8 protein-coding genes are annotated in these 13,132 nt (G+C 59.6%); 2 read left to right on the top strand and 6 right to left on the bottom strand.

Annotation, left to right across the window (positions count from 1 at the left end; all coding sequences use genetic code 11):
* On the bottom strand, window positions 1-7,640 hold a 7,640-nt coding region (locus tag JQ574_RS33670; RefSeq protein ID WP_212384204.1), incomplete at its 3' end, for an S-layer family protein.
* Between the two features lie 1,029 nt (window positions 7,641-8,669).
* Here JQ574_RS33670 and JQ574_RS33665 point away from each other — a divergent pair.
* Together JQ574_RS33665 and JQ574_RS33660 are read left to right on the top strand one after the other, a co-directional pair.
* The gene (locus JQ574_RS33665) at window positions 8,670-9,044 is read left to right on the top strand and encodes a hypothetical protein (RefSeq protein ID WP_212384203.1); all 375 of its coding nucleotides are present in this window, start codon (window positions 8,670-8,672) and stop codon (window positions 9,042-9,044) included.
* A gap of 240 nt (window positions 9,045-9,284) precedes the next feature.
* Window positions 9,285-9,491 (top strand): hypothetical protein, encoded by a 207-nt coding sequence (locus JQ574_RS33660; RefSeq protein WP_212384202.1) that lies wholly within the window; start codon window positions 9,285-9,287, stop codon window positions 9,489-9,491.
* 568 nt (window positions 9,492-10,059) lie between these two features.
* On the opposite strand, the gene JQ574_RS33655 is transcribed toward JQ574_RS33660, so the two are convergent.
* The 5 genes from JQ574_RS33655 to JQ574_RS33635 form a co-directional block, all read right to left on the bottom strand.
* On the bottom strand, window positions 10,060-10,263 hold the full coding sequence (locus JQ574_RS33655; protein WP_212384201.1) for a cold-shock protein: 204 nt from the start codon (window positions 10,261-10,263) through the stop codon (window positions 10,060-10,062).
* Between the two features lie 63 nt (window positions 10,264-10,326).
* A complete protein-coding gene (locus JQ574_RS33650; protein ID WP_212384200.1) occupies window positions 10,327-10,731 on the bottom strand; it encodes a hypothetical protein in 405 nt (134 codons plus the stop codon).
* Window positions 10,732-11,386: 655 nt separating this feature from the next.
* Complete coding sequence (locus tag JQ574_RS33645; RefSeq protein WP_249119777.1) at window positions 11,387-11,959, bottom strand: hypothetical protein; 573 nt, start codon at window positions 11,957-11,959, stop codon at window positions 11,387-11,389.
* A 99-nt stretch (window positions 11,960-12,058) separates the two neighbouring features.
* Window positions 12,059-12,562: a tetratricopeptide repeat protein gene (locus JQ574_RS33640; RefSeq protein WP_249119776.1), complete on the bottom strand. Its 504-nt coding sequence runs from the start codon at window positions 12,560-12,562 to the stop codon at window positions 12,059-12,061.
* 182 nt (window positions 12,563-12,744) lie between these two features.
* On the bottom strand, window positions 12,745-13,131 hold the full coding sequence (locus JQ574_RS33635; protein ID WP_212384197.1) for a hypothetical protein: 387 nt from the start codon (window positions 13,129-13,131) through the stop codon (window positions 12,745-12,747).
* Between the last annotated feature and the right edge of the window lies 1 nt (window position 13,132).

The following is a 13,132-nucleotide window of genomic DNA, read 5'->3' as shown; positions in this document are numbered from 1 at the left end:
ACGTTGCCCGACACCAGGCTCACGCCGTCCTCGACCACCCCGGAAGGCCCGTCATTGGCCGCCAAGGGCACGTCGTCGACGATGTGGACCACCAGGTTGTCGCCCGCCGTCGTGCCGCCGATGCCGTGCACCGTCAGCGCCAAGCTGTCGTCGAAGCCGGTGCCGTTGACCGCGTCGTTCCCGGTCGCAATCACACTGTCGTTGTCGATCGTCGCCGACAGCGTGTAGCTGTAGTTCACCGTGCCGCCGAAGCTGGTGCCGGTATAGCCCGTCAGCGTCAGCACGCCCTGGCCGGTGTTCACCACGCCATTGGTCGTGCCGAACGCCTGGATCTCCGCCAGCGTGAACGTCACGCCGCCGATCACGATGTCCTGCACCCCGTCCGTTGCCGAGATCGTGAAGCTGCCGGTCGCCGTCTCGGTGCTCGCCCCCGCATTCGAGCCGTCCGGGTTCAGCCCGGCCTCCAGCACCGTTGCGTCCGCGCCGGTCGCCTCTGCCGTCACCACCGCGGCGCTGTCGTCCGCACCCTGGATCGTGATCGTCAGCGTCGCCGGCGACGTGTCGCCGTCCGCATCCTGCATCGTATAATGCAGCGTGTAGCTCAGGCTGCTCGACGACGTCAGCGCCTGCGTCGCCGCAAGGCTGTTGTTCAGCGTATAGCTCCAGGTGCCGTTGCCGTTCTGCACCAGCGTGCCGTAGCTGTTCAGCGCCGCAACCGACGCCGCGTCGGTGATCGCCGCCCACGCCACGAAGCTCTTCGGCGTATCCGCGCCCGAGGCGTCGTTGGTCAGGACGTTGCCCGACACCAGGCTCACGCCGTCCTCGACCACCCCGGAAGGCCCGTCATTGGCCGCCAAGGGAACGTCGTCCTGCACGGTGACGTTGACCGTCCCCGTCGTGATGTCGCCGTCAGTGTCGGTGGCAACTACGTCCACGCTGCCGATCGAACTGATCTGCGCGCCATTCGCCAGAATATGCTGCAGGTTGTCGCTCAGCGTCGCGGTCACCGTGACCGTGTTGCTTGCTCCCGCCGCAATCGAGGCCGGCGCACTTAGGTCCAGCGTCACCGCAAGCAGCGTGTGAGCCCCATCGAGATAGCCCTTGATCTGCGTTGCCGATGCCAGATCCCAGAAGATGTCCTGGCCGCCCGTCCCGTTCAGGTCCGTCACCAAACCGGAGGTGCTGATAAACGCAAACGAAGTCAGATTGTCCGAACCCGCCGTAAACGACAGCGATGGCGTGCTGTCCACTTCCGACGTCAGGCCCGGATTCGAGCCTGTCGCACCTGCCGTGAACAGCGCAGCCTCGTCGAGCTCCAGCGTCACCGCCACCGGCGTCGCCGCAACCGCCCCGTCGTTGATCGTGATAGCCTGCGTTGCCGTCGAGGTGTCGCCGTCACTGTCCGTGATCCGGTAGGTAAAGTCCGCGCTGATGCCGGACGCATTGTTCAGGTTCGCGTTCGGATCGAACGACCAAGTGCCGTCCGCCTGGAACGTGTAAGTGCCATTGGCGTTCGACAGCACCGTCGCTCCGATCGCCGCAATCGTCTGGAAGCCGCTGCCAATATTGACCGCAGTCACCGTCGCGCCGTCCGCTCCCTGGGTGTCGTTGGCCAGCAGATTGGTTCCGGAAGTGATGCCATCGGTCTCCACGACGGTCAGCCCAGGCCCCGCTGCCGCCGTCGGAACGTCGTCCACGATTGCGATATTGACCGACGACGTCGCAGTGTCGCCGTCGACGTCCGTCACAATCACGCTCAGGCTTTCGAGCAAGGTATTGTTACCTTGCACCAACGCATGCTGTTCGTTGTCAAGAAGGGTATAGCTGTAGCTTACCGTGGTGCCATCGAACCCGGTGACCGCGAACGTATTGCCGGTTGTCGTCAGGAAGGACGTGGCTGCAAAAAAGCCATTCGTGACGATGGCGTGACCATCGATCGTCAAATCGTCCAGCCCGTCCGGGGTCGAAACCGTAAACGTTCCCGTTTGTGTGAGATTGGGGGAACTCGGGCTCGAGCCGGCCGACTCGCCGACCGCCCGGCTTGCCGACAAATCGTCCTCCAGGACGGTGACATCGCCGCCCTGCGCACCGATGCCCGAGACCGTCACGCCACGATCGGAGATGCTGATGTTCAGCGTCGCGGTCGAGAAATCGCCATCGCCATCGGTCAGCGTGTATGTAAATACGTCGTTGGCGACGACCGGCGCACCGTTAAAGCGCGTGTAGGTGTAGTTGCCGTTCTCGTTAATGACGAGCGTGCCGTACTGGCCGGTGACCTGGAAGTTGAGCGAAGGGTCCGGAGTCGTGTCGGTGGTAACGCCGGCGATCTCCGTGATCTTCGCCCCATCGGTACCCTTGGTATCGGCATTGCCGTCGGTCGCGTTGACGTCGAAGCCGACTGCGATATCCACGCCGGTAATCACGTTGCCGGTAGCGGTCAGGGCCGCGCCATGGGCGGAATCGACGTCGTTGACCGCAAGCGGGCCATCGTCCTGAAACTGGACTTGCAGCGCCACGCCAGACACGACGCTCGTCGAGTCACCATCGAAATCCGTAAGCGTGGCCTTGATGTGAAGGGCGGCCGTAACCGACGCTATGTCGTCGTGGGTGGCCAGGCTCGATCCGTCGAGATTGTGGGCGATCGGCTGATACTGACCGATCCAGACGAAACCGTCGCTATCGACATAGACCTTGAATATTTCGGTCTGGCCGACGGAACCAACCACGGCGCCGTTTACGTCGGTGGACAGCATGATGTGGCTGCCGTCCAGTGTCGTCAGCCCAGAATCAACAGAAGTTATTGGATTACCAGCGCTATCGGTAATCGCGAACGAATAGGTGCCCTCCTCGTCGGCGCCGACGCTACCTGCGAACAACGAGCCAGTAGCAAGCACGCTGGTCGGCGATTTCGCGTAACCGATGGCATTCGCTTCAACGATCGCGCCAGGCGGAACATCAACCAATGGATTGACGTCATTGGCGGCGTTCGGATCGGCCGCGGTATTCACTCCGGGGCTCTCGTCTTCGCTGATCTTGAACGTTTCGGTGACCAGGGTTGTCGTCGTGATCGTCGATTCAATTCCGAAGACCTTGAACGAGCCACCGTCGGTGAACGTGACGGGGTTGCCGAGCAATGTCGTGTTGAACTGATAATCGTCGTAATTTCCGACGTTCAGCGTGTCGAAAACCGAGCCCCCTTGGCCGGCAGCGACAACCGTCGAAAGATCCGGCACGCCGTGCAGGACGTAACCCACCTGCACGCCGCCCTGAAACACGGCGGTCGCCGCGAACGGAGAGCCGTCCACTGTGAAGTTCAGCGCGACGAAATTATGGCTCACGCCGTCGGTCGCCGACACGAACACAACCGCGCTTTCGATGCCCTGGGCTTCCGCCACATCAATCTTGAAGCTGGCGGAGCCGACTTGGTAGGTATTGGTATTTGGAACACCGACAACAAAATTGCTGAGGAATTCCATTGTCAGGATCTCGGGGCCGGAATCCTGTCCCTGCGACTCGAACCCGTCAACGCTCTGAGCATCGCCAACACCGATCTTGATGCCGGTCGTGTTGACGCTGTCATCATTGTCGTTCAGATCGACGCCACTCAGCCTGATATCATGATTGTTCTGGCCATCCATGCCGCGGACATCGGCGTTACCGGCCTGCAGCGTGTAGCTAAACGTCTCAGTGGTAGTAACCGTCGTCTCGTTCGGCGCGCGCGCCGTGATGACCGGAATATCGTCGAGCACCGAAACGGTGAACGTACCAGCACCAAGAGAAACGCTGTCGCCGTCGCCGTCTGTCGCCACTACATAGGACGCCAGGTCAATTACCAGGGTATTTTCCGTGTTGTCGCCGACTTGCTCGTTATCCAGCTTCGGGTGATCGATCTGGTCCTTGAGCGTGAACGTGTAAGATCCGTCTGAACCGACCGTCAGCGTGAACACTTCACGATCGCCGACGTCAAAGCCCGGCGTAAGGTTATCGACATAGCCGTGCAAGCCGTTTGCGTCGGTTACGATGAGAATTGCCTTGCCGCCCGAAGTCAGCCCACTATCGACCGGTGCGGCGACGGGCTTGAGACCGAAACTGCCAAAACCATCGGTGCCGAAATTGATCAGCGTGCCGAGTGTTCCGAACACAGCAGAGGTCGCGACGGCGGATTCGTTGCCATCGACTTCGCCGTCGCGGGAATTATCGAGATTGGAATCCGACAGACCCGGCGCATGCAGGCCATCTTCGTCAACGTTCGCAACAATTGACCCGGACGCGACCATAGTCGGACCGTCATCATCGAACGCGATGAACGAATTCTCGTTGCCGATCAAATTGACCTGGACCGATGAACTGGCCTGATCGCCGTCACCATCGGTCGCCGTCGTGGTGAGCTGCAGGTTGAGCGTGCCCTCACCAACCAGATTCAGAAACGTTTGCTCGTCGAAGACTGATGGAATTTCCGAACCGCCATGGTCGATTGCCAGGAACTGGTCCACCGTGATCGTCGCCGTCGCCGGATCGGTCCCATTCAGCTTGATCGTGAACGCGACATACTCGTCGCCATCGGCCGCGGTGCCGGCAATCCGGCCCTCGATCGTGTTCGCGTCGACCTGGAACAGCGAGATCGCCCGCTCCCCGGCCGTCATGGTCTCCAGCGCCGTACCATCCAGCGCAGTTACCGTCAGGGTCGTGGCAATGCCATCGCTCGACAGCACCAGCGCCAGCTCCTTGCTGATGCCGCCATCGCCGCCCGGCCCATCGGTGCCAAAATCAACGCTCGCATTGGTGAACAGGCCGGCCAGCGCACCTGCCGCCGTCGACAGCTCGCCAATCGCCTGCGCCTGGGTCGGCGCCTCCGACACCGTAACCGTGGTCGCCTTGTCGTCGACCTCCCCGTTGTTGTCCTGCGGCACCTCGCCCGTGTTGTAGCGATCCGCGCCGATCGTCTCGTCCAGGTTGAGCAGGGCAAGCGTGGTGGTCTCGCCGCCCTCGCCCTTCGTCACCGTCGGACCGTCATCATCGAAAGCGATGAACGAGTTCTCGTTGCCGATCAGATTGACCTGGACAGATGAACTGGCCTGATCGCCGTCGCCATCGGTGACCGTGGTGGTGAGCTGCAGGTTGAGCGTGCCCTCGCCGATCAGATTCAGGAACGTCTGCTCGTCCAGAACTGATGGATTCTCCGAACCGCCATGGTCGATCGCCAGGAACTGGTCGACCGTGATCTTGGCTGAGGCCGGATCGCTGCCACCCTCGAGGGTGATGCGGAAGGCGACAAACTCGTCGCCAGCAGCGGCGGTACCGACGATACGTCCTTCGAGCGTATTGGCGTCTACCTGGACCAGTACAATCGCGCGTTCGGCTGCGGACAACCCCTCTAGCGCGGTGCCCTCCAGCGCGGTCGCCGTCAGAGTCGTGGCGACGCTTTCTCCCGAAAGAACCAGCGTTAATGCGTTGCTGATGCCGCCCTGCGGCCCGGCGCCATCCGTTCCAAAATCGACATTCGCGGCCGCGAACAGATTGGCCAATGCCCCCGCCGAGGTCGATAACTCACCGATCGCCTGGCCCTGAACCGGCGTCGTCGACACCGTGATCGTGGAGACGCCGGTGTCGTCGAGACTGCCGTTCGAGGATCCGCCGTTCGATTCACCTTCGGGGTTCGGCAGCAACGCAGTATTGTAGCGATCGGCGCCGATCGTCTCGTCGAGATTGAGTGTTGCCAGAGATAGCGTTTCTCCGCCCTCTCCACGTGTGATCGTCGGACCGTCATCATCGAACGCGATGAACGAAATCTCGTTGCTGACCAGATTGACCTGGACCGGCGAGCTGACCTGGTCGCCGTCACCATCGGTGACCGTGGTGGTAAGCTGCAGGTTGAGCGTACCCGCACCAACCAGACGCAGGAACGCCTGCTCGTCGAAGATTGATGGATTCTCCGAACCGCCATGGTCGATCGCCAGGAACTGGTCGACTGTAATCTTAGCTGTCGCCGGATCGCTGCCGCCCTCAAGGGTGATGCGGAAGGCGACAAACTCGTCGCCGGCAGCGGCCGTGCCGGCAATCCTGCCCTCGATCGTGTCGGCATCCACCTGAACCAGTACGATCGCCCGCTCCGCTGCGGACATGCCGGCAAGCGCGGTGCCCTCCAGCGCGGTTGCCGTCAGCGTCGTGCCGACAGTCCCGTCCGAAAGAACCAGCGTCAAGACGTTAGTGACACCGCCGTTTGCTCCCGGGCCATCGGTCCCAAAGTCAATATTTGCACCGGGGAACAAAGCCGCCAGCGCACCCGCCGCGGTCGACAACTCACCGATCGCCTGGCCCTGGACCGGTGCCGTCGATACCGTGATTGTGGAAACGCCGGTGTCGTCGAGGATTCCGTTCGACGGTCCGCCGTTCGACTCCGATTCACCCGAATTGTAGCGGTCGGTCTGCGGACTCTCGCCCTGGCCGATTGTTTCATCGAGTTCAAGAAACCCCGCCGACGAAGGCCGCTCACCGCCGTCATCGCGGCTGATGCTTGGGCCGTCGTCGAGGAATGCCACGCCCAACGAATTGGACGACACCGCCGTCGCGGTAAGTCCGAGACTGTCGGTAACGGTTTGCTGAATGAAGACCACGTTGGCGAGTGAGGCGATATCGTTTGGATCTGACGTTCCGCCATGTTGGATCGCCTCGTACTGGGCGACATTGAGTAAGAGCGTGTCGGGATCCAGATAGAGCTGGAATGCGACCGCACCGCTCGCGTTGGCGACGTTGCCGTTACCTTCGCGACCAACGATCAGATTGCTCTCGGTGAAGAGGAAAATCGTGTTTCCGGTTATCGTCGCCTGTAGCCCGGAGGCTACGCCATTGAACGCTCCGCCTGACGCAGTTGTCAGCGCATAGGTAACGGACCCTGCTCCGTTTGTGCCGAAGTCCGCTGTCGTAGAGGCAATCTCCGAAACAGAACTCTGCGCCCAACCGACCAGTCCGTTTTGCTGGAATACCGAAGGCAGCGCGCTTCCCTGATCGTTTGCGCCAAGCGCGATTTGAACATCAACGGTTTCGTCGTGTATCAGCAATGTATTCGAGAGTGTGAAGCCCGCAGAAGGCGCCGTTGTCGGTGTCGATGTATCAGTCGGCAATCCTGCAAACTGCTGCAGAGCCGAAGCTAAATTGCCGAGCGACTCCTGCCCGAGAAGGTCGAGCGGCCCGCCCGTGCTCAGCGGATCAACAGCGCTGTTGTTGAAGTTCCCGCCGCTCGCCTGAGCATTGCCATTGCCTTCTCCGGCCGCAGGCAATACGGACTGATCCGTCGTGATCGGAAACAGGCTCGCGAATTCGCTGACCGAAACGTCCCGGCCCGGCGCCACCTCGACCGAAAGATTGTTAAGGGCGTCATGCCTTGAATCGAAGAACGGCTCAACCGTCACCGTCGACTTGTTGTCGAACAGGATGATCAGCTTTTCGCCCACACGTACGAGCGTGATCTTTTCGTTGGCAATGCCGGAGAAGTCGACTTTGACCTTCTGTTCGTATCCGAGATTGATGACGACGGCCTGATCACCGAGCGGCTTCGTTAGCGTGAATATGCGAGGCGCCGCGTTGTTGTTGTTGCCGATTCCCACGCCGGAAGCCTGAGCAACCTGAAAAGGTCCGTTCATGAAATATCTCCGAAGCGAAAGGCAGTCGTTTGAATCAAGAATCTAGAAAACTGGCTTCAAAATTGAACTTTAAGGTATTGTTAACCGCAAGGAGGGTCAACAAAACTGTTTGGTTAATCAATGCTTTCGGTGCGAAAGTGGTAAAGACAGCGCACCCGAGGCGGTCAGCCGGCCGATCGGGAAAAACCAGTAAAACTACTGGTCAACAAGATACGGTCGCTCACGCCCTTCCCTTAACGCGTTGTTTTTATTCAATGGTGCACCTACCGCGCACATTCTTGCCGGCAGCGGGCGTGGCTTAGGCGTCCCCAATGTGTCGCAACCAGCGCACGATCGGCCAGTTGAAACACGTGCCCATGGACACGGATGAACCAAGGACTGCACGACGGTGACGCCGGGAATGCCTCGATTGGCCTTCTCCAAGACTCGGGAAGGGTGACGGGCCAGTCTGCGATTGTTCAGGCTGCGGCTACCAGATCGATCGCAAAAGCAGACAGTCAGGCCAAATCAGCGAACTATGACCGGGTAAAATTGGCAGAACAACGAGTCGGCGGAGTACTCGTTTCCGCCTCATCAAGCCCCCTCGATACCCGCACTATCGCTGGCACTTGGCATGATTTTCGCATTCTCAATTGGCGTCGCCAGCGCACAGACTCAAATGATCGAACGCTCGGTCGACTTGCTGTCAACAAGGACGCGTGCGGATCTGCCTAAACGTCCTCCCGACTGCGCGTCACCTTTGCCGACCATTCGGCTGGCCAGCCCCAACCTCACCGTCGGAATTCGTGGGCAACGATGTTTTGGCGATTGAAGTCGGTAGACTGCGGGCGAACGCAACTTCAAAAAATTACAGTGGGCGTATCTGGGGTTGGGGCGCAGCAGAAAATCTCACCGTTAGCATCTGGGCCTTGCGTCGGTCACGGACTGGACCTGGGCCAACACGCACACCAGGCAGACTGCCGAAGATACGTTTGACCTTTTGAGCGATTCTTGCTCTGTTGGCCCATATTTTACAGCTTGGGGGCAGCCATGGGCGCGGGATTTGGCAAGTTTGTTTTGATTGCAGCCTGCTTCGGATTTTCTGTTGGCGTCGGTCCGCGGCCGAGTGCCGCTGCAGACCTCGGCTTGATGACGTCGGGCCGGGGCGGCTGTTCCGAGATTGTCTTCACTTGCGAGAACGGCCGGGAGTATCCGCTTTGCCCGATCGCCGTAAGTGTCGTTGGTGAGGTTGTTACCGCCTCCCTGTTCACTTCGGCGCGGAGCTCGATGCATGTGCGGCTCGTCCCGATGGGTGTGGGATATCGCTATGCGGGCCGAGGCGTCTGGTTGGACGGCTTCCGCGAAAACGCGCTGCTGAACTTCGGCAAGCACAACCAAGTCGCTTGTACGATTCAGCGTTCCTGATGTGATCAGAAGATCAACTTCCAGAGCGAGCTAAGAATGATCAGACGCGCAATCTGGCATTAGCCCCGTGTTCGCAAGACCACGCGACGCGATCGCGGATACATGTATACCTTGGGATTGACATAGACCGGGCAGTGATTGTCCCAATGATATTGCTGCCAATTCCACTTCCAGCACCCGGATTGTATCTCGGGGTCATATCCCCAATTCAGGCTATACGGTTCATCTCCGAAGGGATAGGTGCCGCAGGAGGCACCGCTGCTTGAAAGAATAACAATCGAGAAAGCCGCGCCAATAATTGCAAAGAATGATTTTCGCATAAAAACCCTGATGCTGGAGGGCACTCACCAAAGAGTGCCAAATGGCTTGACGGTTATCAAGCGCTTTAGTGATACGGAGACCGCCGTTGTGGAACGGCCGCTTGAGCGCGGCTTTTGTTTCACCTGAGGAAGCTGCCCTCGTCTATGGTTTCGTGAACGACCGAGACTCCGCGGGAGCCGGCGCGCTGACACCGGCAATGCTTGGTACGCCACATCTTCAATCCGGCCGGATTTATCAGTTCGACCGTCCTTCAAATACTTCGACTCCCAGTTCGAGCGGATTGTGGAAGTCGACAGCGTCAGACCATCTGACGTCGCCTCCGTTCATGCCAAGCTTCTCGTTCCTTTTGCTGCTTCTTCATGAATATGTTCTCCGTCAAATTTCACTGCGTCGACGGTCTCCCACAACCTGGCTTAAGGCGCGGGTATTGGCCGCGATGCATAGGGTCGTTAGTTAATACGAAAACTGTCGCCGGGACTGCAAGTTGCTGGGGATGCGTACTGATCGCGGCTCCTGGAAGCCATTGGATGGCCGCCGCGATAAGTTCGATGAACTGTCACCGCCTTTCCGTCCGTGCTGCATGGACAGCGACGCATGCGCAGGCGTGCCCGGCTACCTTAACCGGCTTGCCGATGAAGTCGAACGCGCAATGAGCGCCGCTAAAACGGCTAAGGCCGTCCTCAGTGGGCCTTCGCTAGCCGACTCTTAGGCTTTCCGCGGATGTTTTGCCGCGGTTTTCGGTTTCCTCGTAGCTCACCTTCGTGCCCTCGTTGAGGCTGCTTAAACCGGCTCGCTCCACAGCCGAGATGTGCACAAAGACATCCTTGCCGCCGTTGTCCGGCTGAATGAATCCATAACCCTTGGCCGAGTTGAACCACTTCACAATACCAGTAGCCACGTCCGCACTCCTTTTTGAACCAATGGCGACAAACCTATTGGTTGTGGTACGCACTGCAAGAAATTAAGCGACCGCGGAAGGCCGCATCCGGTCCCGCGCCCGGCGATGTCGGCCGCGCCGGTTTACGACAACCAGCCTAATCGGCGACAACGCCTGTGGCGGCACCGGCGTCGCAACAGCGGCTTCCGTCGGCTGTTCATTGTCCGCCGTCACTTGGATCGGGCTTTCGACCGAACCGAGAAACGCTCGACCGGCATCGGTGATTTGCCAGCCCGCATCATCGCGCAGAACAAATGATTGACTGAATATTTCGAGGCCTGGGGCGCGCGCAGCAAGGCGTTTTGTTCGGTCGGTCCAGTCCGGTCCGCTGGACATTAGAATGGCTACCGCGCGCGTGAGCTCGGCGAGTGAGGCGCGTCCGCCCGGATGACCGGCTAATACCTTCAGTACTGTAATTTGAAAACTCACCACACGCCTCGAGACGCAACGGAAGTTTCGTAAAGAAAGCAAAGCTATCTCGCGCTCACCCCTAGCGTCTGCCGAGTTGTGAACATACACCAGACGGGCGAACACTTTTGAGGCTGGTGTGCTAAGTGCGCAACACCGGTAGTATTACCAGGTTTTCCCGAAACGCCTTTTCCGCAGGGAAACCGGCTGGTAGCTTTCGGATGCGTGCTCCCGCAGCGCGCTGAGGTTTTATGGATCACGCCTCCATCGACCCTAAAACGCCGGTGGCGGTTGGACGGTGCAGCTGATGACTCGCGATGATCGGGGAATCAACCGATATTTTGAGATCGGTCTGCTTGTTGCCGCCCTCGCTGGGGTTGGCACGATGATATATTGGGGCTTGTCCTAAGGCCGCCTAAGTAGTCGGCCGTCCGGTCCCAAACTCGCCTCTTTGTCGGGCTGCTTAATCTTCCTTCCTGCTCGTCTTTGGACAACTCGGTGCCGCGTCTGGAATAGGCAAATCGTCAATCCGCGCCCTTTTCCTTAGCCGCAGTGTTCGCCAGCCGGACTGAGCCGAATTTCCCCGGTGCTCCTCGCTGAGAATGTCGGCATGATCCGGGGCGACAGCAAGCTCCGGCGCTGATCAGTTGCCTTTCGCTGTAACCATCCGATGAGGCTACGCCGTAGGAAAAACAATCCGTCCACGGAACCCGAAGAAGTGAGATGTGCGACGGGACGAGACTCGTCGCAGCCAACTCACCAAAGCTCTCACTTCCTTCCCCACGGCCAGAAAATAGAGCAAGTGCGTGATCGCAAATGACAGCAGGCACGTCCCTAAAATGGTCGACATCACGTAGAGACCGACACCCGACGGCACCGCAATGGTCGCGAGCGATGCCTCCTGAAGGCTGGGTACGCCGGCCTGCCAGGAGAGAACCAAAAAGCCCGCGTAGGCTACGCTCAAGTGCGTTGCGACCGTGAAAGGGAGTCTGGACCTGGCTGCGAGCCCAACGCAGGCAAGCGCGAAAATGGGAAGCGCGATTCCGAAGAACTGAAAGCCATCAATCGGAACTAGATAGCTCAAGGCGGCGTCACTGCGTTGAAAAATGCCGAACATCTTCAGATTTAAGAACCAGAGAAGTTCAGAGCTGGGGGCGTATTGAAGGGCACGCGCAGCCAATTCGGCGGACAGCGTGGCGGCAAACAGCGCTAACGGTCCCAGGAATTGCAGCTTGAAAAGGCGGTTCATCGGACAAGCCATACGTGAAAAACGTTTAGCTTGTCTTAAAGGTTCCCCGCGCCTCTAGCCCCCAAATACCAATAAAATCAGTCGAGTACGACAGCTACACTACCCTGGCTGGTTATTCGGCGGCCGCTCGATGAACCGCCGGCTGCCATTGAGCAGCTCAAGGTTGTTGATGACCACCGCGTTGGTCGGGTCGAGCGAGTAAGCCTTCTCGAACTTTCGCCGCGCGGCATTCAGATTGCCGCGCAGCATGTACGAATATCCCTGGTCATTCAGGACCTGAATAGTTTCGCCGCCGAGCCGGATCGCTTGCGCATAAGCCTGATCGGCAAGATCAAAACGGCGTATCCGGTCATAGCTCGCCGCGAGCCCCATCCAGGCCGTCAGGTCCTTCGGCGCCTTCTCGACCGCATCCTTGAAATGGCGCTGGGCGATCCCGTAATTGCCGCGGTTGAAATGCTCCAGCCCAAGCCGCACGGGCTCGTCGGAAGGGTAATATTTGACGTCGGTCGGTTCCTCCACGGGGTCCGCGCCCGCCGGATTCGCGGGAGCGACGATAGCCGCGTCTCTCGTTGTGGTGTCACACGCTGCAAGGCCGGTCGCCAACCAGCAACAGGTCAGCATTAGAATGAGACGACGCATAACCCTTTAATCCCCCGCCCCGGCCCAGCGGACCAGCGCACCGTTCGAAATATCATCGCCAATTACTTGACCAACAACTGCCCGTCGCTTCTCATTCCCTGCCCACAGGCCCGCCTTCGAGGCTGAGACCCTGGCTTCTTTACTCATTACCTGACTCCCACCGCTACCCCAGCCGATCCCGGCCCCACTCCGCTTATGTTGACATTGTCGATCCGGGTGACGGGAGGCGGCTGGCCCATCGCCTTGCCCGACTCTTCGATGTTGGGAAGCTGATCCAGCGGCCGCTGAGAGTTGCCATAGCGTGTCACGGCGCCGCCGACGCGCCGGGCGTCGTACGCGATCCTGCGATCACCGACGTACCGCGGCCACGGGTGAATCGTATGGGTGACGGCGTTCACCTGCTTGGCGTCGCCGGCGCTCATCGTGATGGTGTCGGAGCGCTGGAAGTAGCGATCGACTTCATCGTGGCCTGCGAGACCATAGCAGCCCCCCAACAGGAGCGGAGCGAATATGGCCAGCAATCTGATGCGCATA

It is taken from the genome of Bradyrhizobium sp. AUGA SZCCT0158 (assembly GCF_018130065.1).
Lineage (GTDB): Bacteria > Pseudomonadota > Alphaproteobacteria > Rhizobiales > Xanthobacteraceae > Bradyrhizobium.
Note: the sequence above shows the minus strand (reverse complement) of the source record. Positions and strands in the feature narration are given on the sequence as shown.